Annotated in this window: 20 protein-coding genes; 6 read left to right on the forward strand and 14 right to left on the reverse strand. The window is 48.0% G+C overall.

Features of this window, described 5'->3' with window-relative positions; all coding sequences use genetic code 11:
• Window positions 1-127 precede the first annotated feature (127 nt).
• Entirely contained in the window at window positions 128-1,474 is a 1,347-nt protein-coding gene (gene prsR / locus L6J37_RS10265) for a PEP-CTERM-box response regulator transcription factor (RefSeq protein ID WP_192016877.1), read from the reverse strand.
• A 38-nt stretch (window positions 1,475-1,512) separates the two neighbouring features.
• The gene (gene prsK, locus L6J37_RS10270; RefSeq protein WP_237794975.1) at window positions 1,513-3,552 is read right to left on the reverse strand and encodes an XrtA/PEP-CTERM system histidine kinase PrsK; all 2,040 of its coding nucleotides are present in this window, start codon (window positions 3,550-3,552) and stop codon (window positions 1,513-1,515) included.
• Between the two features lie 629 nt (window positions 3,553-4,181).
• Here prsK and L6J37_RS10275 point away from each other — a divergent pair.
• On the forward strand, window positions 4,182-5,981 hold the full coding sequence (locus L6J37_RS10275) for a lysophospholipid acyltransferase family protein (RefSeq protein ID WP_237794976.1): 1,800 nt from the start codon (window positions 4,182-4,184) through the stop codon (window positions 5,979-5,981).
• Here the strand turns inward: L6J37_RS10275 and L6J37_RS10280 are convergent, their stop codons facing one another.
• From L6J37_RS10280 to L6J37_RS10330, 11 genes are all read right to left on the reverse strand, one after another.
• A complete protein-coding gene (locus L6J37_RS10280; RefSeq protein WP_027251613.1) occupies window positions 5,982-6,431 on the reverse strand; it encodes an META domain-containing protein in 450 nt (149 codons plus the stop codon).
• A gap of 56 nt (window positions 6,432-6,487) precedes the next feature.
• Complete coding sequence (locus tag L6J37_RS10285) at window positions 6,488-6,778, reverse strand: cysteine-rich CWC family protein (RefSeq protein ID WP_375713901.1); 291 nt, start codon at window positions 6,776-6,778, stop codon at window positions 6,488-6,490.
• A gap of 116 nt (window positions 6,779-6,894) precedes the next feature.
• Window positions 6,895-9,009: a 5-histidylcysteine sulfoxide synthase gene (gene ovoA, locus L6J37_RS10290; RefSeq protein ID WP_237794977.1), complete on the reverse strand. Its 2,115-nt coding sequence runs from the start codon at window positions 9,007-9,009 to the stop codon at window positions 6,895-6,897.
• A 168-nt stretch (window positions 9,010-9,177) separates the two neighbouring features.
• Window positions 9,178-9,489 carry a hypothetical protein gene (locus L6J37_RS10295; RefSeq protein WP_192016882.1) on the reverse strand — a complete coding sequence of 104 codons (312 nt, stop codon included), beginning with the start codon at window positions 9,487-9,489 and terminating at the stop codon, window positions 9,178-9,180.
• 364 nt (window positions 9,490-9,853) lie between these two features.
• Window positions 9,854-10,396, reverse strand: coding sequence for a GNAT family N-acetyltransferase (locus L6J37_RS10300; protein ID WP_237794978.1), 543 nt, complete (start codon window positions 10,394-10,396; stop codon window positions 9,854-9,856).
• Window positions 10,397-10,492: 96 nt separating this feature from the next.
• Window positions 10,493-11,317, reverse strand: a complete 825-nt coding sequence (locus tag L6J37_RS10305; protein WP_237794979.1) for a sterol desaturase family protein — start codon at window positions 11,315-11,317, stop codon at window positions 10,493-10,495.
• Window positions 11,305-11,748, reverse strand: coding sequence for an SRPBCC family protein (locus L6J37_RS10310; RefSeq protein ID WP_192016885.1), 444 nt, complete (start codon window positions 11,746-11,748; stop codon window positions 11,305-11,307). The genes L6J37_RS10305 and L6J37_RS10310 overlap by 13 nt, the downstream gene beginning before the upstream one ends.
• 907 nt (window positions 11,749-12,655) lie before the next feature.
• Complete coding sequence (locus L6J37_RS10315; RefSeq protein ID WP_237795083.1) at window positions 12,656-13,219, reverse strand: hypothetical protein; 564 nt, start codon at window positions 13,217-13,219, stop codon at window positions 12,656-12,658.
• A gap of 165 nt (window positions 13,220-13,384) precedes the next feature.
• Complete coding sequence (locus L6J37_RS10320) at window positions 13,385-14,257, reverse strand: NAD(P)-dependent oxidoreductase (protein ID WP_237794980.1); 873 nt, start codon at window positions 14,255-14,257, stop codon at window positions 13,385-13,387.
• Window positions 14,258-14,392: 135 nt separating this feature from the next.
• Complete coding sequence (locus L6J37_RS10325) at window positions 14,393-14,692, reverse strand: DUF406 family protein (protein WP_237794982.1); 300 nt, start codon at window positions 14,690-14,692, stop codon at window positions 14,393-14,395.
• Window positions 14,693-14,899: 207 nt separating this feature from the next.
• Complete coding sequence (locus L6J37_RS10330; RefSeq protein ID WP_237795085.1) at window positions 14,900-16,441, reverse strand: methyl-accepting chemotaxis protein; 1,542 nt, start codon at window positions 16,439-16,441, stop codon at window positions 14,900-14,902.
• Window positions 16,442-16,841: 400 nt separating this feature from the next.
• Here L6J37_RS10330 and L6J37_RS10335 point away from each other — a divergent pair, with 400 nt between their 5' ends.
• From L6J37_RS10335 to L6J37_RS10345, 3 genes are all read left to right on the forward strand, one after another.
• Entirely contained in the window at window positions 16,842-17,060 is a 219-nt protein-coding gene (locus L6J37_RS10335) for a hypothetical protein (RefSeq protein WP_237794984.1), read from the forward strand.
• A 94-nt stretch (window positions 17,061-17,154) separates the two neighbouring features.
• Window positions 17,155-17,760 carry a TetR/AcrR family transcriptional regulator gene (locus tag L6J37_RS10340; protein WP_237794986.1) on the forward strand — a complete coding sequence of 202 codons (606 nt, stop codon included), beginning with the start codon at window positions 17,155-17,157 and terminating at the stop codon, window positions 17,758-17,760.
• 51 nt (window positions 17,761-17,811) lie between these two features.
• Complete coding sequence (locus L6J37_RS10345) at window positions 17,812-18,681, forward strand: alpha/beta fold hydrolase (protein ID WP_237794988.1); 870 nt, start codon at window positions 17,812-17,814, stop codon at window positions 18,679-18,681.
• On the opposite strand, the gene L6J37_RS10350 is transcribed toward L6J37_RS10345, so the two are convergent.
• Complete coding sequence (locus L6J37_RS10350) at window positions 18,678-19,433, reverse strand: 1-acylglycerol-3-phosphate O-acyltransferase (protein WP_192016891.1); 756 nt, start codon at window positions 19,431-19,433, stop codon at window positions 18,678-18,680. The genes L6J37_RS10345 and L6J37_RS10350 overlap by 4 nt on opposite strands.
• Window positions 19,434-19,814: 381 nt before the next feature.
• Between L6J37_RS10350 and L6J37_RS10355 the strand changes: the two genes are divergently transcribed.
• Together L6J37_RS10355 and L6J37_RS10360 are read left to right on the forward strand one after the other, a co-directional pair.
• Window positions 19,815-20,312 carry an NlpC/P60 family protein gene (locus tag L6J37_RS10355; RefSeq protein ID WP_237795087.1) on the forward strand — a complete coding sequence of 166 codons (498 nt, stop codon included), beginning with the start codon at window positions 19,815-19,817 and terminating at the stop codon, window positions 20,310-20,312.
• Window positions 20,313-20,441: 129 nt separating this feature from the next.
• Entirely contained in the window at window positions 20,442-20,960 is a 519-nt protein-coding gene (locus L6J37_RS10360) for an aminoacyl-tRNA deacylase (protein ID WP_192016892.1), read from the forward strand.
• Window positions 20,961-20,969: the final 9 nt, after the last annotated feature.

Here is a 20,969-nt window from a genome sequence, read left to right on the forward strand (position 1 = left end):
ATCAGACAGAGCCAAGTGAACCACCGGACTCAAGCGCGACATACTTCCCCAGTCTTAAAAATCGCACTCGTTTTGTGGTTTCTATCAAGCCCAGACATACCTTCACACAGAACAATGATGAAATGACCTACCCATTCTTCACCGTGTACTTATCCATCAGCGAGTACAGTGTTGGCCGCGTAATCCCCAGTATATTGGCGGTGTTAGACATATTACCGTTACTGAGTGACAGCGCTTTCGCTATTGCCTGTTTTTCAGCTGCTTCTCTGACCTGGCGTAAATTTAACGCCATGGGTTCGAGGTCATCTTCTGTAGGCTGAAGTGCCAAATCGAGCGAGCTGATGAATTTGTTGTCCGACATGATCACCGCCGATTTCACCTTGTTTTGCAGCTCGCGGATATTACCGGGCCAGTTGTGCTGCAGCATTGCGCGTATGGCGTCGTCGGTGAAACCGCTGATTTTTCGCGGTGATTGCTGATTGGCCTGCTGCAAAAAATAGCGGGCCAGAATGAGAATGTCCTGATCACGATCGCGCAGTGGCGGGTTCTGAATGGTAATTTCACTGATGCGGTAGAACAGATCTTCCCGAAACGTTTTATCTGTCATCATTTGTTCGAGATTCTGGTGGGTGGCGCAGATGATTTTTACATCCACCGGAATTTCCTGACGGCCACCAACACGCTCAATCACTTTCTCTTGCAGGAAGCGGAGTATTTTGGCTTGCAGCGGATAGGGCATGTCGCCGATTTCATCAAGGAACAGCGTGCCGCCGTCGGCACATTCGATTTTGCCGGCCGTGGTTTTGTGCGCGCCGGTAAATGCACCTTTTTCAAATCCGAACAGTTCACTTTCAAGCAGGTGTTCCGGAATAGAGGCGCAGTTTATGGCAATAAAAGGCTTATCCGCTCTTGGTCCTTTCGTGTGAATGGCGCGGGCGATCACTTCTTTACCTGTGCCGCTTTCACCAAGGATCAGGGTGGTGATCTCAGTAGGCGCGATGCGCTCTATCATTCGGCACACTTGCTGTATTTGCGGGCTGTTTCCGATGAACCCATTGGCTTCAAGTGAAGACTGGCGCAGGTTGATGTTTTCCGATTCCAGTTTAGCCACCACAAATGCCCGGTCGATAATCACGGCCAGGATGTCATCATCTATTGGTTTGTGATAAAAATCGTGCGCGCCCAGTTCAATGGCTTTCAGTGCATTGGCTTTGTCATCATTGCCGGTAATGACGATGATTTTAGTGTCAGGTGCCAGTGCCAGCATTTCCTGCAATATGATAAGCCCTTCTGACGCATTGGCTTCATCTGGCGGGAGTCCGAGGTCTAAGGTAATGACTTTTGGCTCGTAACGTCGCAACGCAGTAATGGCCGATTTTCGGTCAGCGGCCATTACGACCTCGTACTGCGGGAAGCACCATTTTAGCTGCTTTTGAATACCTGGATCATCTTCAATGACAAGTAATGTATCCATATCGCTTTCCTTTCTGGCAAATTCTTTGTCCCGGAGGATTAGGCTGGCACACTGACAGGCAGGTGAATATACAGGGTCGTCCCTTTGTCCGGTTCCGATTCCACGTCTATATATCCGCCTAATTGCTCAATCAGGTTTTTTGCGTCATAGGCACCAATCCCCATGCCTGCGTTGCCTTTGGTGGTATCAAAGGGCTTGAATAATCTGTGCTCGATAAAATCGCTGCTCATGCCGCTGCCGTTGTCAGAGATGGTGATCAGGTAGTAGTGATCTTTGCGTGTCGTCGACACATGCACAAAACCGTTTTCACTGGTGGATTCCTGTGCATTCTGAACCAGATGAGAGAGTATGTTGCTGAAGCGTTCTCTGTCTGTTTTAAGGGTAAACGGCAAGCTGGTTTGTTCAATAAATTGTGGTTCAGGCGCTCGGACGGCACGGGTGTCACAGACTTGTCGTATCAGATCTTCAATGTCTATCTCTTCTTCAGACTGACTTTCAACCCGTTTATTATTGAGCTGGTTCAGCACTTTCGTCAGCCGGTGAGCGGCCGAATCGACAGTATCAAAGGCATCACTGATAAAGTCGGGGTTATCCCGGTGTTTTGTCGCATTTTTACTGAGAAGCTGCAGTTGCGCTAACACGTTTTTCAGATCGTGTACCAGAAAGGCAGACATACGGTTGAAGGTATCGAATTGCTGGCTTTCAGCAAGTTTCTGATTGGTTTCAAAAACAGTGAGATAGACAGAAAGCTGACGGCTGATCGCCTTCATTAAATCACGGTCTTCCCAGTTCACTTTTTCTGTCGACGTGGGTCTGGAAAGCAGGCACACGCCCAGGGTTCCGCTGCTGCTCGACAAGGGCACGATATAAAACAGCTCTGCCACAGTGGAAAGAGCGGTGGCATCTAACCGGAAAGGTGCGGGCTCTTTGTCTTGCTTGGCAGCGTCTATGTCAACAATCCACTGATGTTCAATAGCCGGCAGTGCTGCTGAGCTGAGTAACAGCTGAATATCCCGATGCTGGCTGTCAATATTGTGGCAGGCCCGCACTTTCATGTTCGGGCCGTTTCTGGTCGCCAGTACACCGCTGTGACAGCCAAAAGGGTGAAGCATGGCACGCAGTGCTGTGTCGTATTGTGTGCCTTCCGGGTGTTCCAGCGCCGTGGCAAAACGCATCCATTCTTCACGGTATTCGTATTTGTTGGCAAAGAAATGTTTGGTGATAAAGACCATGATGTTTTTGCGAAACGTATCTGAGAGAAAGAGGCTGGCCAGCACCAGTGCGCTTAACGCAAAAAACAGGACCTGAACCGTATCGCTCCAGCTTTCACCCATGGATTTGATATAAAAACCCGCGAGCGCCATCACCAGCAAATACCCTGCTGCAACGAGTAACAGCGTACTGTGATAAATGATATCCCGCGAGACGTACACCCGGCTTTGCCAGTGCTTGATGCGCCGGGCTGTCAGCAGGATGAAAGGCAGCGACATCAGGGCTATCCAGCCTCTGCCAAGCCAGAAGCCAGAAGCCAGAATATTGGTGAGAAAGGCATCCGCATAAAGCGCAAAGTGGTACGCGAAATAGACTCCTAATCCCAGACAGATAGGCTTGATGGCCCAGCGTTCGTCTTTATGGGTTCGGCGAAAGCGCAGTTCGACAAACCACAGGCCTATGATTGCCTGACATAAGTGCAGAAAAAGGAAAGTACGCTGGCCGAATACTGGCCAGATGAAGCGTGCCAGCTCAAGCACTATGGTCGCGGCGATGAACAGGCAAAGCCAGCGGGGGGCTTTCTCCCGGAGAATGTCTTTCACCTGCCCGGTGTTGGTTAAACTGCTGGATACCAGCAGACACCAGCCCAGCGTCAGTAAACTCTCAGTCAGCAGCACAGGTAAAATAGAGAGCTGGTAGCGATATTGGATAAATGACGTGATGGCCCAGGCTGCGCCAAGGAGGCAGGTGAGCTGTAACAGCCTTTTGGGCATGCTTTTTTCTTTGGTTGTCAGCAACAGCAAAAAAATGAACAGAAAACCGGTTGCGGCTGACAAGTAGCCAATGTTTCCAAGCAAAGTATCCAAATATGCCTTCCTTTATTCAACGAGGAACCCCAGCGCAAGTAACCGCTGAGTAGTGGCTGAGTAATGCCTGTGTCACCGGGAGTGCAGCCTTTCGCTCAGTAGGACATTTTTGCGATTCCTATTGAGAGAATAGTTCAGAATTGTGCAAAGAGGAGGGGGTCAGTACCTGTTAACGTTATTGTTACTGGGTTGCGGTGGATAGCAGAGGGTGTGAAGGGAAACCTGCGGGGCATGATGCAGCCAGTTGATCCAGTCCGTCATGCTGATTGAACAGCGTACTGGCATGAAGGCCAACAGCAGAATGAATAATGGCACAAGGTTAAGTACCAGTATTAGCATGAGTTTTTTCACAACCGCTCATCCTCTTTCCCAGCCACCTCCGTCCTTTGGGGGTTAAATAATCTTTTGAGTTATACAGAGAAAGATAGCGTTATTCCCCTCGCTGCTTTGGCTTAATGTTAAGAACGCCGCTCGTTCAGATTTTTGCCCTGTTGCTTCAGAGCCTGTGAAGCCGGTGCCGGTTCATCAAACTGACGTATTTCTCTCATCATTTTGCCGCAGAACTGACACGTTTGAGTCACACATTCTTTTCATACTCGTATCGAACACCAACTTCGGATGGAGACAGTATGGAAACCGTAAGTCCTTTTCGTTTGCCACGGAAAACCCCGTTTGGGGTCGGTGAGAAACTGACTGAGTGGGCGACAGGGTTGCACAGGCTGAGTCGCTTTTATGCTGACAGACCTGTGGGACAGGATACCGAGTCGTTTCTTCGCTATTCCCTTGACGTGCTGGGAATAGATTTTCATGTTGTAAAAGGGAGTTACCAGAATATCCCCGCGCAGGAGGCTGTCGTGGTGGTGGCTAACCATCCTCTTGGTTGCGCAGAGGGCATTATTCTGGCCCAGATACTGCGAGGGATCCGGCCGGACGTAAAAATTCTGGCTAACCATTACCTCAAGACGGTCCCTGAACTGGACTCACTGTTTATTGGCGTTGATGTATTTGAAGGGGAAAGCGCGCTTCGGGCCAATGTTAAAGCCTTGCGTGAAGCCAACCGCCATTTAAGTGATGGGGGATTGTTGCTGGTATTTCCTGCCGGTGAAGTGTCGGCTTATGACAGGCAATCAAAGCAGCTTCGTGACAAAGAGTGGAGTAAATCGGTCAGCCGTTTAATTCACAAACATAAAGCCACCACAGTGCCTGTGTTTATCGGCGGGCGCAACAGCCGTCATTTCTACATGGCGGGGAAAATTCATCCCATGCTGCGCACCCTGATGCTGGGAAGAGAAATGCTGAATAAGCAGCAATCGCCGGTTCCGATTGCAATCGGCGACAGCATTCGGTTCAGCGAAGTGAAAAATATCAGTGACGACCAGCACTTAGTCAATTATCTGAAATTCAATACCTATTTGCTGGGCAGCCAGGCCGGTTTGATACCATCAAGTACCTCCGCTTCTGTCGTGGATACGTCAAAAATGGCCTTCTCAGGTGAACCCATTGATGCGCCTGTCCCCTTATCCTTACTGAAAAAGGATATCGCTAGCCTCGGCGATGACGAGTGGATGCTGAGCAGCGGCGAGTTTGATGTTTACTGTGCCCGGGCCAGTCAGATCCCGGCGATATTGCAAGAGTTGGGGCGCATCCGCGAAATCAATTTCAGGGCGGTGGGAGAAGGCACAGGAAAAGCGAGCGATCTGGATAGCTTCGATGAGAGCTATCTGCACCTGTTTGTCTGGGATCGTCAGGCTGAAAAAATTGTTGGCGCATACCGGTTGGGACTGACGGATGAACTGATTGCCAAACACGGCCTGGAAGGCCTCTATTCCCGTACGCTGTTCCGTTACGACGAGCGTTTTATCAGCCAGTATGGCGCTTCTATTGAGCTGGGGCGCTCAGTGGTGGCAGAAGAGTATCAGCGCAGTCTGAGTGCGTTATTGTTGTTGTGGAAAGGTATATCGGCATTTGTGTGCCGGCATCCGAAATACACGCATCTGTTCGGCCCGGTCAGCATCAGTGATGAGTACAGCCATGAGGCCAGACAGTTGCTCGCCGCCTGCATGTCTGTGCATCATGCCGATGAAAGCAGCGCACGTTTAGTAGCGCCGACACATCCCTTGTCCAGCAATAACCGGGTGTTCTGGCAGCCAGATATGTTATCGGCACTGGCGGATGTCCAGCTGCTTTCCAGGGTGATTTCACGGATGGATGCAGGAAAAAGCGTACCGGTATTATTGCGGCAGTATCTGGGTTTAAACGGTAAGCTGGTGTGCTTTAATGTCGACCCTGAGTTCAACGATGCGCTGGATGGATTGATCGTCGTGGATTTAACCCAGGTTCCGGAAAAGACCTTAGGTAAGTATATGACGCCCGAGAAAGCCTCTGCGTATCTTGCCCACCATGGCAAGGTTGCGGGCTTAACAGGCTAATCAGGGAGTGGCGGAATCAAGCGGCACGGACAAGTCTTTGGGAACAAAGGTCAGTACGTGCTGCTCTGTCGTCAGTGATAAGGTATCGCTTTCAAGTGCTGTGGTATTCCATTGCTGCAATGCGCTGACGATAACCGCCTCGACCGTGGCAACCTCATTCTGGATACAGGCCATCTTAGTGGATACGAGTGAGGTTATACGGAACTGGTTACCGTTTTTAAGCTCCGCCAGGCCCATGAACTGATTGCAGCCACTGAATCCTGTCGCTTTAAACTGGCTGTCCAGGCTCAGGCTGATGGGGGTGCGCGTTTCTATCTGAGTGATCTCTCTGCCATCAATTTTGGTTAATACCCAGTCTTGCTGCAAATCACTGGCAGTAAATCCTGCTTTTGGCGGAGGGTTGCAACCCAAAAGGCTCAATAAGACCATAAACAGTAGCCACTTTTTCATGTGAGCTTCACTCTCAGGTGTACGGCAATGTCACTCTAATAGTAGCAGTTAACCGTTTACAGCAGTGGCAGACTCGCGAGACAAGCACGGCAAACACACTTACCTTCAGGCAGGCTGCTGGTATCGCGTCTGGCCAGTTCAAAGCACCAGCACTGGCTGTTGCCATCCTCAATCGCGCAATAAGCCGGTTGACCACAACGTTCACAGCTATGTGTGGTTTCAGCCCCCTGGATTTGGGCGATAGTCTGGGTGTGCGCGTCATCGTTCATTAATCGCCACTCGCCGATTTCTTTCATGGTTCGCAGGCAACCACTGCAGATCCCTTCCTGATTTTTACACTTCGCCACGCACGGTGTCTTCACTTGCCAGTACTCACTTCAAAAAGCGGCTAGTTTACCCCAGACCAAGTGAAATGTATTGGTCCGGGGTTGGCAGGTGAACAGCAAGACACTCCCGCTTGTGGTTAGCGTTTACGCCAGATGGTCATCTCAGACACAGTATGCTGGAATTTCCGTTTCGTCTCGCGGATTACAAACGGAATTTCTTTGACTGCAATCAGTTCAAAATGCGGGATCAGCGTTTCAGTGAGACCGTCTAAGGTGGTGAAATTCTCGCCATTCACCTTGATTCCGCCCAGCCACATGTCTTTGGGCGTATAGTCTTCCAGCCAGGTGTAGGGCGAAGTAATGACCAGATATCCCCCCGGTACAATCCGTTTGGCAATACTGTTAAGAAAGGCCTTGGGATCGGCCAGCCGGTCAATGAGATTGGAGGCGTAGACCAGATCATAGTCGGTAAACTGCGGCTTGAGATTACAGGCATCGCCCTGGCTGAAGTGAATACTGCCTTTCAGGTTCTGGTAGCCTAGTTCGTCAAGGGTAATACTTTTGAACTCCACCAGATCGCCTTCGGTCGGAATGGTATAGCGTTTCTCCCCCTGCTCAAGCAGGGCGTACGCTTGCTGAATAAAGCGGGCGGAAAAGTCTATGCCGTCAACGTGGTCAAAGCGTTTTGCCAGTTCAAAGCTGGCTCTGCCGACGGAACAGCCGATATCCAGTGCCCGTTGTGTGCTGTGCAATGAGATTTCTTGCAGGCATTGCTTAACCCCGTTGACACAGAAATTAGGCACAGAGAAATACTCATTACCATAGTGGAATTCCAGATACTGCGCGATTAACTCATTGGTTTCATAAATATTCAGATTGGCCATGCTGGCTGGATCCTGTTCAGAGGCGACATACCGAAATCCCGCATGTTGATAGAAATGGCGACGAAAAGCGTAGCGCGATTCGGGGATAGTCTCATTACCGGTTGAAATCCATGAGCCGCCTTTGATCAGATTGTGCTGGCCGTCAAAGGTAGGGGTCGAAAAGTCATCGTACAACGGGTGAACGTTAAACCCTTGGAAGCCATCAATGGCGGATTCAGTCCATTGCCATACATTACCCACTATGTCGCACAGGCCATTATGTTCAAAGCGGTCAACCGGGCATGACGAGGCATAATAGGCCAGCTCGGTATTTCCCGGCGCTTCTCGCCAGGACGGGGAGGCAGTATCAAGGCATTGTCTCAGAATATACCATTCAGCTTCGGTGGGCAGCCGAATGGATTGCTGATTTTTGTCGGCTTTCCAGTTACAGAATGCTTTGGCTTCAAGTTGATTCACTTCTACCGGCCAGTTCAGTGGCAGCGGGATTTCCTGTGTCAGGTTACGCTGTAATAATTTGCCGTCGCGCTCAAGCCAGAATCTGGGCATGGTGGCTTTTGTGTAGGCCAGCCAGGCCAGACCTTCGTCCGTCCAGTATCTTTGCTGCTGATACCCGCCGTCCTTTACAAACTCCAGATACTCCTGGTTCGATACCAGGTATTTACTGGTTTTGAAGTCATGCACTTTATATTGCTGGACACCGTATTCATTGTCCCAGCCATAGGTATCGGCATCTTCGGATTTACCCAGTGTGATCGAGCGGCCAGTCATTGCAATCAGTTGATTCGAAGGCGCTGGCCCTGCTTCCTGACAGGCCTCCCAGGCAGAAGACGGCGTCAGGTCAGTAACAGGGAGCTGACGCATGATCACAGAAGAGGTTTCAAGGTGGATGCGTTCATGCTCTATGCCCATCAGAATTACCCACGCAGGATCTTTATCAGTAATGGGCAGGGTCAGAGGCATGTCATCAATCATCTGGTTGACTGCGTCTTTTATCTGCTGTCGGTAGGCTTTCACCTCATCAACGCTTGGCCAGTCGTAGTGGGCCTCATTGAGATCGTCCCAGGACATTTCATCAACACCAATAGCAAACATAGACTCAAAGTGAGGGTCTATTCTGTTTTCTATGTATTTGCCGAGCTTTAACTTATTGATATAAAAGACCGCTGTGTGGCCGTAATAAAAAATCAGCGGATGCCGGAGGGGCTCGGCTTTCTTGAAATAGGCAGAGTGGTTGTTAATCAGGGAGAAAAGGGATTCGTAAAGCGCCCAGGTTTCATTAAAGGCTGTTTTTAATTCTTGTCGTTTTTGGTGTTCTGATGTGCCTGTCAGTAATACGCTTCTCGTCGCTGCTGTCGAAAAATCAACCATGACTGTTTACTCTCCTGTAACAGTGATTTCTTATTTATTGTGTTTGATTTTATATTCAAAGTGTCTCTCTTATGTTGCAGTGAGATAAGATCAAGTTCAAGTCTCTGTTTTTTGCACGACAAAAACCAGAAGGCTCCCGTTCGGGAGCCTTCTTCTTAGCGACTGTACTTAGTTTTTACGGGAACCAGTAAATGCATAACGAGATGATTTCTGGCCGTTTTCAGTAGTGGCCTGGAATTTCACTGAGCGAGAAGAGTTCAGCTGCAGTGGGATGAATACGCGACCACGTTCATCGGTGGTGTACGTTTTACGTTGTTGAGGTACGTTAGCAACAGATACAGATGCGTTGGCAGCAGGTTGACCGTTCTCGGTCACAGTGACCCAAGCACCGTTATTCGCATCCGTCACACGAATATCAGCAAGAGCTGATGTCGACATTAGCAGTACAGCGGTTGCAGTGAGTACTTTAAAGCTAGTCATAATATTCACCTCATCTATCAGTGGCAAAGCCATCGATTAGGTTGTGCCTAAGTATCTTAGGGGTATCAATAGTTACAGGGCTCTCATTTTTAGACCTACTTGTTTCCAAAAAATTTCACTCTTGTGATAAGTAAACCCCATTTAGGTTACAACTTCCTGTTTTTTGATTGGATAGTATGCCTGCCCCACTTATTACCCTTATGAATATAGTGATTCATAACTTAATCGTTACTTAACCGTCACCATTATTATAGTAACCAATGTATTTTACGGGTGATAATTTCATTACAGCTTGTTGGTGTGGTTAATTATTCTGTGGAAGTTTTTTGCTTTATGGTAGGAATTTGCTATTGAAGGTGAGGGCCTAAATCTCAATGAGGTTGGGGTGAGTGGCTTCGTAGTAGGACAGATCTTCGGTGATTCTGTTGACTCGCGTGGCATCAGGCTTGACGCGGACAAAGGAAAGCCCGGCGCGCTCAAGGACTTTTCCCGGTTTGGGATCGAGGCGCCTGTGCTGACCAGATATTCTGCTGAGCTTCAGATCAAAAAAACCAAAATCGACTAAACGGGAGGCTGCTTCTGTGCAATAACCGTGACCCCAGAATGGAACGCCTAACCAGAATCCTAATTGCGCATTGTGTTGCTTGATATTGTGCAATCCAATGCAGCCGATTAATTGCTCTGTGTCTTTTAACGTTATCGCGAAGATGGCCAGTGTACCATTGCCCCAACCGGCTAATGAGCGACCGATCCACTGACCGGCCATACCGGAATCATACGGGTAGGGCACATTCGTGGTACCCAGAGCAATTTCAGGTTCACCTGCCAGCTTTTGAATCAGGGTTGCATCGGCAAGCTGTAATGGACGCAGCAACAAACGTTCTGTCGATAAAGTTGGTTGTCTCATTTGAACCTCCCTGCCTGATCATTAAAAGAGAGGTCATATTAGTTCTGTTTCATTACGATTTATTTTATCTGGATCAAACAAAGGTCAGTTATCTGATCATCGGGTGTTAGCCGGAGGGCCGAACAGGCAGTATAAACGCGATTTCAATGACTGGTTGGGAGCCAGTGCGCGACTGAAAATATGCTGCCAGTGATCAAAGGTCGCCTGAAGCGGCCGCCAGCCGGTGACGTCTTCACGAACCCCATAGCGTATGATGGTACTGTCGTTTTCTGGTACGAAAGTGCCAAAGAGTTTATCCCAGAGAATAAGCACCCCAGCAAAGTTCTTATCTATGTATTCAGGGTTACGGGCATGATGCACACGATGGTGAGACGGGGTATTGAAGATGTGCTCCAGCCACCCGAGTCGTTTGATCACTCTGGTATGGACAAAAAACTGGAAGCCAAGATTCACAGAAACAACCAGAACGACGGTGGCTGGTGGATATCCAATTAAAATTAACGGCAGCCAAAAGATCCACATCCCTGAAACAGGATAAGTCAGGCTTTGTCGGAAGGCTGTGGTGAAGTTCATGTGCTGAGATGAATGATGGACTATGTGTGACGCCCACAACCAGTTGATATGGTGTGATGCCCGGTGAAACCAGTAATAGCAGAAATCTTGCAGCAGAAATGCCAGCGCAACGGTGGCCAGAGACATCTGGATATCGAACAGGCGATACTGATAAAGCCAGAGGAAGAAAGGCATAAGCAATAATGTTGCGATGAGATCGGCACTCTGGTGGAGACCTGCGAGGGTGAGGTTGCACGCCAGTTCTTTCCAGTTGTAGTCTTGGCTGCCTTCCTGCCGTAAACGTCTGTACTCCCATAGCATTGAGATAAAGAACAGCGGACTGATGGCCAGTAATATCAGCACTTCCATTTGCTTTCACCATGCTGGGCAAGATTGGCCAGTGCTTTTCGGATGCTTTTCTCCAGTATGAGTTTGATCAGCCAGCCGGTGCCTTTAATTTTGGGTGAAAAGCTGATGCGATACTGAATGTTACTTGTATCAGCATTCAGGCTGTGCACCTGAATCCATCCGCCATGCTCAACAACGGGGCCGCCGTTGATAATACGATAGTGGAGGTGTTCATTTTCTTTGTAATCTATGATTTTTTCATCAAAGGTAAAGGGGCCGGCGGAGACTCTGCGAATGGCGCCAATGCCGTTAGGTTTAGGTTTACCGCTTCTGATCAGATGGTAAGAACCATCAAAAAAGCGCCCCAGGTTTTGATGATCTGTTAATAACTCAAACAAGACTTTTTTCGGTGCCTGGGCAGATTGTTCTATTGTGATTGTGTGCGCTGGCATGATACGCCCCTGTTAATTTAGTAACATTATGTTAACAGCGAATGAGTATCTGTCAAATGGGAAAATATTGATAGAAAGCTTATTTTTCAATGTGTTCTGAGTGATTCGAGTCTGAATCGAAAGCCACACTGCTCAAGTATGGTGCAGAATTACACGATCTGATGTTGTGAATTTGTATTTAATTGTTAAGGGCTTGATTCACAACACTTTGTAACTCTGATGTGTAATGTATGAGAAAAATGTGAGCATAAACTCACAAAAAAGGTCAAAAATGGTGTTGAAAAATGTGTCAGAGACTCTTATATTGATTTTTGTTGATGTGGACTAGATGGTGATAACTCTGAAAAAGCGTTGGAAAACCGAACCTCGAGTGAGGTAACTGAATCTAAGGTTAACGTTCCCCAAACGTCAAAAAGTTCAGTGTCGGATCAGAACATTCAGTAACAATCCATCTCGCTTCATGTTTATTATTCTCCAGAATCTGAGCATAAAGGACACAACAGTTTGGTTGATTATGCCGATCAGTATTCGTCATTGGAGATAGTAACGTTAACGATACTTAAATGTCATTCATCTGTAATGAATCTTTGAGTAAAGTTATACGAATTAGGTAGCAAAGGTTTTTAGTAATACTTGGCTTGTTATCTATGTTTTATCGAGAGGTGAATTATGACAAATAAAAGCCGTAGACAATGGTTCTATTATCAGTCACAGTCTTCTAAGTCGAAACTGAAAAGTAAATGAACGCACCTGGTGCGAAAACGACAAAAAAGATAAAAATCAGATTGATAATATAAAAATTAAGTAAGTGAAGTTAGCCAGAGACACTCATACTGTGTTTCTGGCTTAAATATTTTTATCAGGTGGAAAAATTATTTCAGTGCGGAAGGGATAATTATTAATAATGCTATTGATAGATTTTTCCGCCAACGCGTAGCTTTTCCGGAATGGATTTCAATTGAATGCCCCCTAAATAAATATCACCTTTTACTGTGATATTGGGAGGAAGCTCAGTAATTTGGGTATGAGCCAGATAGAGATCGCCTCCAACAGACAGATAAGGAGGCAACCGTGTGATTGGCATGCCAATCAAGCTTAAATCCCCTGGTATCTTAAGGTACGGGTTCAGCCTGGTAATTTGGGTGTGGGCCAGATTGAGATACCCCGCAACTTCCAGTTTTTTGGGCAATGAGACTATATTGCTATAAGCCAGATTGAGATTCCCATCAACACGAACAACGCCAGGTAAATAATTAATATCACTATTTTCGAGGTTCAGGTGACCTTTCACATGAAGAGGGTTGGGCAGGGTAATGCTCCGTGAATGTCGCAGCGACACATTACCGTAGCTGTCGGTGTAATTAAGCAACTTTATTTCTGAAATGAATTGATTAGCGGCAACACCCTGGCTGGATATCAGGAAAAAGCTCAGAACCGCTAACAGGAAAAATGGTTGGAGTTGCTTCATCATACTTTTCACGACACATGCATGTAATCATTCTATTCCTGAGGAATTGTAATCAGTACCAGAAGAAAAGACAGCATTAGCTGATGAAATGGGAGTAGTATCACCAAACGGTCAGAATAAAACTATGCGCTGATATTACTATCAACGCATAGTTGAATCCGGGTATTGTTATTTATCAAATTGCTTGATTAATACTGATGTGTCTGCGCGGTTAAAGCCTCTGTCCTGAAGTTTCGCATATTCAGCATCGACCTGACGTGCGAGAGGAAGCGGGACGGACAGTTTATCGGCGGCATCAAAGCAGATAGAAAGATCTTTTCGCATCCAGTCGATAGCAAAACCGAAATCAAATTTATCCTCCGCCATAGTGACAGCGCGGTTTTCCATTTGCCATGAACCCGCCGCGCCATGCTTAAGCACATTGGTCATTTTTTCAATATCTAATCCTGCTGCTTTAGCAAGCGTAATGGCTTCTGATAACCCCTGCAGAATACCGGTAATACAGATTTGGTTCGCCATTTTGGTGATTTGACCGAATCCGACATCACCCATCAGGGTAGAGGCTTTCGCATAAGTGTTGAAAATGGGCTGGGCTGACTGAAACGCTTCTTCGCTGCCACCGACCATTATGGTCAGGCAGCCATTTACAGCGCCGGCTTCACCACCAGAGACGGGCGCATCGATGAATGTGGCAGATGCACTGTTTGCCGCTTCAGCCATCTCACGGGCAACGTCGGCAGAGGCTGTGGTGTGATCAACCAGTAATGTGCCCGGACGGATGGTCGACAGGATCCCCTGCTCTCCACAGTAGACTTCACGGATGTCGTTATCATTACCGACGCAGGTCAGAACAACATCGGCCTCTTGTGCGGCCTCAGCCGGCGTCAACGCAAGCTTACCCGGGTAAGTGTTCAGCCATCTCTCTGCGGTGGTTGTCGTGCGGTTGTACACCACGACATTAAACCCTGCAGTGGCTAAGTGCCCGGCCATAGGGAAACCCATAGTGCCTAATCCGATGAAAGCGATAGTTTTTTTGGTCATTACTGCGCATCCTATTGCATTTTTATCTTGGCATAGTTATCTGGCGGGAATCATATCACAGAGGATCGAGGTGAATGGCAGCAAATAGCCATATCAAGCCGGAATTTTTACTCGATATGGCCTTCAATTGAAGAATTATCGCGGAGCCAGTGAGCGGGACTTGAGGTCGAAAATCAGTTTTTCAGCACTGCATTCAAACTGCAGGCTGGCTGTCATTGCAGTTTCGTCGTCACTGTAAATGGTCTGATATTGCACATTGTTATTCACGCTTTTCGCTAATGTCAGGAAAGGCGCAAACTCTGTCTCTATCATGTCTTTGCCCGGACCATTAAATGAAAGCGTTGAAACATCGTCTCCTTCGCGGATGAGAAAGCCAATTTCAGCCGCGACACCACAAGCTTCACAAGGCTCTTCAGTCTGTTGTAAATCAGCCATAGTGTTTCCTTTACTAAAAAAGATACCGTGAATGAGTGTATCTCCGGACCGCCGATTGCGCCATCGGAGTCGGTGGCGATAGCTTGTTACAGATCAAGGTAAGCGCAAGAAACACTTAAAATACCAGGTAGCGATGAAAGATGGGGGCAATGTCGGCGGGGCTGGGTTTCTGACTGGCCTGACAGCCAGACCAGTCAGATAAAGTGGTTATCTTTCCTCGAAGCGTTCGGCCAGTGCTTCAAAGTCGTCGACTTTCGCCCTGAGTCCGGCGCTCGACTCTTCGACCAGCAGCAACTCTTTAAAGTTTTGCTCTGATGCTGCAGCGATCGAGTGGATGTGTTGGCGGGTATGGTCAGTCAGTTGAACCTGGCCCTCTGCAGCCTGGGCCATTTTACGGATTAACAGACTCATTTCAGCCATATTGGCTTCCATGGTTTTCAGGCTCTCAGAGCCTTCAGCGGCTGTTGAAACACACTGGTTGGTCTGATCACGGTTGCACTCAATCACAGAGCGCCATTCGTTGATTGTATTCAACATGTGCTCGATACTGTTTTGGATCTGTTCTGTTGCCGTCTGAGTTCGTGATGACAAAGCCCGTACTTCATCGGCAACTACAGCAAAACCACGACCATGCTCGCCGGCACGAGCAGCTTCAATAGCAGCATTTAAGGCCAGCAGGTTAGTTTGATCGGCAATGCCGCGAATTTCATCCATCACAGAGCTGACTTTCGCCGCTTCGTTACTTAATTGCAGTGTTGTGGCCGTTGCCTGCTCTGCTTGCGCAGACAGTGTTTGCAGATTTTGCTGAGTGGTATCCAGTTGTACCCGGGTCTGATCACTGTAATTCTGAGTGCTCAGTAACAACTGCTCCGATTGATCGGCATGCTGGTTGACTGTTTGTGCTGAGTCAGTCATGTCATCCAGAGCATTGGCAACATTGCGGATATTGTCGTTCTGATGCCGGATCGCCTGATTGACACGGGTGGCTGTTTCACTCAGCTCTTCAGCAAGTTCCTGAAGAGGGTGGGCTGCATCTTTCATTCGGCCTAAAACGGTACGAATTCTTGCTGAGGCCATTTTGAGATGATAATCCGCCACAGAAAAAGCACTGTCGCCGGAAAAAATCAGCCGGCTGATGCTGTCATAGCTCTGTTTGAGGTCACTTAACTGTTGCGGGGTCTGAAACAGTTCCTGACGGAAGAGAAGCAGCAGCACAATAAGCGGAAGCAGCGGCAGAAGTGCGGCGACCGAAAATCCGCCCTGTATCAGGCTATAAATAACCGGCAGCAGGATAGCGCCAGCCAATAAGCCGTAACGCAATGAAACCGGTAGCGAAAGCGACACGCTGGTTTTGCCTTCACTCTGGCGTAATGACTTGTAAGCCTGGCTGGCGGTTTTGACCATGTCGGGGGTGGGTTTTACCCGTACCGATTGGTAACCCACGATTTTACTGTGTTCGTAGATAGGCGTGACGTAAGCGTCGACCCAGTAATAGCCGCCATTCTTGGTCTTGTTCTTGACGATACCCCGCCAGGCGTTACCTTTTTTCAAGTGCATCCACATGTCGCCGAATGCAGCCTTGGGCATATCGGCATGGCGAATAACATTATGCGGTTTACCCAGTAACTCGTCCTCGGTATAACCAGCAACCTGACAGAAACAGGGGTTGCAATAGATGATGTTTCCTTTGAGATCAGTGGCTGAAACGAGTTGCTCGCCTGCCGGGAAGGTGACTTCACCGTCCTTCATGGTGTGAATGGATATAGCGGACACGTATAACCCTTGTTTTATTAAGATTTTTTATCTGCGAATAAGAGCATAGATGCATTGGGTTTATCAATACTTGGATAGTGAAATACGCTATAACCGCACAAAAATTAATGGATAACAATATTAACAATAAGCAGCTGAATGCAGTCTTTAACCATCATCTTGTTCTGTACAGCCAGAAACAGGTGTAATGGCATCGTTGCCGGTTCGGGGTTTACCCTGATCAGCCTGAGGTTACCTTTACGCAGAATTAACTATATTTATAGTGATAAGAATCTTAAATGGTGGTGAGAGGATAATTACTTGTTCAATAGAGCTGTTCTCTTAAAGATGTTGAGAGGGTTTAATTATGGTTCTGTCTGAATGCCGGGAAATGTTGATGAATCACACATTGGTGGAGGCGCGATTAGTCCACGATTTTCTCAGTACGGGTTGGAGTGTGAATTTCAAAGATGAAGCTGGGAATGATCATCCTCTGACTGATGTGTACGGTATACCCTGCAGTTATGATTCGCTGAAGCAGGCGCAGGATGCTGTTCATGAAGCTGGTGACTGTCCTATTAAAGTTGACAGCCTGTTCCATTTTTCAGAGCGTTAACGGCGGTTAAAAGCTGTCTGGTTGGACCTGACTTTTCTTGCATGAAAAAGAACGATCGTGCTTTAATCGCGATAATGTAGCGAAAGGAAGTGAAATGAGCAAAGGGCGGGTCACCCGGGAACACATACTGAGAACGGCATTTGATCTGGCCAGCCGTGATGGCTTGGACAGTCTGACTGTCGGGCAGCTGGCTAAGGCATCAGGTATGTCGAAAAGCGGGCTGTTTGCGCATTTCAATTCGAAAGAAAATTTACAGGTCGCTGTTTTGCAGTTTGCAGGTGAATACTTTGCTCAGCATGTTATTCAGCCGGCACGGCTTGCAGACTGGGATTCAGTCGAAGAAAAAATCAGGTTATTACTGCAGAACTGGTTAGCCTGGAACCATTCCTTTCAGGGCAGCTGCATGTTTATCGATGCCTGGAAAGAAGGTCGCTGCAGTGATCACCCTGTTCAGCAGGAGCTGGACATTATTACCCGTCGGTGGATGGACTATTTGTGTCGTCAGGTTGAGCAGGGGAAGACCAGCGGAGAGTTCCGTACGGATTTAGATACCTGGCAATCCGTATTCCGGCTCTATGGTGCTTACCTCAGTAGTCAGCTCTTTCATTCCTTAGGTCTGGAAGCTGATGGTAGCCCACGATTCTGGATGGATGTGGATCTTATTCTTGCCAGTTGCCGGTCAGACAGCAAGCAAGACTAATTTTTAAATTTCAAAAAAAGCACGAGCGTACTTTTTTATACAGGCCATATCATGAGCAGCAAAATATATTTCAATACTAAGGGAGGCGTGAATGTCAGACGCCGTGCAATCAATGTGGCAACCCGTGCCTATCACCGCATTGCCCCATCTCATGCCCGCAAAACCGCGCGGAACTTATTGTTAACTCCTGAAAGGCTTTCTGCCAAAGTTCAGGCACCTGAGGGCTTACAAAAAAAAGCGATTGAGACGTCCGAAGGTAAAATAATGACCTATTCCCTTGGAAGTGGCCCTACATGGCTGTTGGGGCATGGATGGTCCGGGTCGGCCAGTCAGTTTTATACCCTGATGGAACGTATTGCGGCCTCAGGCTTTACCGCTCTGGCATTCGATAATCCTGCTCATGGTGCGAGCGATGGTCAGCACGGACATTTGCCCGGGTTTGTCAAAGGGCTGGAAGCCGTATTGGAGCAAGAAGTTGATGAGCTTGCCGGTGTTGTTGCGCACAGCATGGGCTGTACCATGGTGCTTGAGAGCAAGCACGCGAAACTGGCGGGTGTGCCCATGCTGCTGGTCGCTCCGATTCTGAATTACAAAGATAACTTGTACCGTGTTGTTGAGGGATCGGGTTTCTCGCTGCGTTTGTTTCAGGATGTGATCCGCGAAGTTGAGCACCAGTATCAGTATCCGATTGATAGTGTGGATAGTCACCAACGGTTGGCTGGCCATCAGGGACACATAGTGATTGTTCACGATAATAGTGATCGTTTTGCGTTATTTGAACAGTCGCGGAAAGCGAATGCCCTGCCACGGGTCAGTTTGATTGAGACCAGTGGTCTGGGGCATAACCGCATTCTCAAAAGTGAGCCATTACTAAGGGCATTTGAGGATTTGAGCAAGAATCAGACGACAGAAACCCATTAACCTGTTTTTGCCACCACTGTCGCAGACTGGGTGTTGAGCGTTGCCACTTCAGCATCCAGTTTCGCTATGTGATTCAGCATCATTTCACGACAGCGCTCAGCTAATTCCCTGGCATCCTGCATAGTCATTTCAGACGTATCAATCGGGTCGAGGTACTCAGCAATCACAGTGCCGTTATCCCGCAGGTTCAGGTCAATTTTGTTATGGGTACTACTGACAACCATAGGCACGATTGGTACACCGGCCTCAATGGCCATTCTGAATGCACCGGTTTTAAAAGGCAGCAACCCACGCCCTTTGCTTCTGGTGCCTTCAGGATACATCCATACCGACAGGTTGCGTTCGTGAATGGTATCGGCGACTTGTTTGATGGTATCGCGGGCTTTGGCTTTGTTCTCTCTGTCTATCAGTATATTGCCGGTGATCCAGTACAAAGGGCCAAAGAAGGGAATCCACAGCAGGCTTTTTTTACCGATTGAGACGGTTCTCGGCCGGACCATGCCGGGCGAGGTAACAAAGTCGAAAACGTTCTGGTGATTAGAGATATAGACGGCACGACCAACTCCTTTGATCCGCTCCTGCCCCCTTTCAATGATATGCACATTGACTATTTTTCTCAGTATCTTGAACCAGCGGCTGAAAAAATAGACATGCTTTGGATCTCTGGGGCTGAAAAGACAGTACACCAGAGCAAACAAACAGGTGAAAACGATAAAAAGGGCAGCCAGTAACAGGCGAATGAAAGCGAGCACAACAACTCCTTAAAAAACACTAACTACTTTCTTAGATTAATTCAGCAGAGAAATTTAGCAAAAGTGACAGAGCCTTTGATATGCAACAAGTCACAAAATTGAAAAGTTAACCAATTGAAAAGTAATATATAAAAAGTTAACGCGCAGGTGCTGAGAGTCAGGCAGTTTGCGCATCTTGATATCCTTGTGAAGAAGTGAATGATGAACAGACGCATTGGGCGTCGCTGAAGGGTGCTTTAAGATTAACCAGGCAGCGCGCCAGACAGTGCATCAGGCTGTGGCTTCATGCATAATCACTTCCTTGTGGTATTTTTTTGCGCAGAGGTTGATATGGCAGGAACAAGAAGGAGTGTGGGTTATCGCCAGCAACGCTTGGTTTTGATGATCGCAACTATGGCTGTTCTTAGCGTGCTTGCAGGCTGCAGTACCACAACACAAGCACCTGCGGAAACCCGGGAAATCCATGCCGCGGTTAACCAGCCTCCCCAGCCCCCACTTTCCATTGCTATCAAACCACCGACCCCCACGTTTCTTGATGTATACCAAAGCTGGAAAGGTACGCCTTACCGTTTAGGGGGAAGCTCCAGACGGGGAATTGACTGCTCTGCATTTGTTCAGCTGACCTATTCTGAGGTTTATCGTCAGATGCTGCCTCGCACTACCGCAGAGCAGTCGCAGTTGGGTAAGGCTGTTCCTCGTTCTATGGCAAAAAAAGGGGATCTGGTGTTTTTCAGGACAGGGCGGAGCATGCGCCATGTCGGCATCTATATGGGGAATAATGAGTTTCTCCACGCTTCAACATCGCAGGGAGTCGTGGTATCCAGCCTTGACACCCCGTACTGGCAACGGGCATTTTGGCAGATTCGTCGAATCCAGTAAGCTTTGTTCGCCTTCCTTTACAATTACCCATGAAATTTATGGGTGTGAAGTTCGCAAAATTGCCGCACCCCTTTCATACTTTGGCTGTAGGGCGTTAAGCCCGAGCGCTGGATTTCCAGGAGGTGATTTATGGCAATGGCTATGACAGTTGGGCAATTCCTCAACAGCCATAATGTGGATTTCAGTCTGACGCACCACAGGCATACCGATACATCATTCAGTTCGGCGGTCTCTGCACATGTTCCTACTTCCCAAGTGGCGAAAGCCGTTTTGCTTAAGGATCAGCAGGGCGATTATCTGATGGCCGTTGTGCCGTCTAACCGCCGGGTAATGATTGATAAAATTAATCGCATAATGGGCAAGCAGTTCTTTTTGGTGGGTGAGCATGAATTAACCCAGATCTTTCAGGACTGCGAACCCGGTGCGATCCCTTCATTAGGACAGGCATATAAAGTCAATATGCTGGTGGATGATTTGCTGCTTGAACAGGATGAGCTGTATATCGAATCCGGTGATCATGAAAACCTGATCCACCTTGATAACAAGCAGTTCCATAAAGTGATGCGAGATGTGCCACACAGAAACATATCAGGCTATCGGATGTTATTTACTCAGGAGCATGACGGTCGTCATTGGGAGTGGGAATAAATACCGGAA

The sequence above is a fragment of the Photobacterium sp. WH77 genome (assembly GCF_022014395.1).
GTDB classification, from domain to species: Bacteria; Pseudomonadota; Gammaproteobacteria; order Enterobacterales; family Vibrionaceae; genus Photobacterium; species Photobacterium arenosum.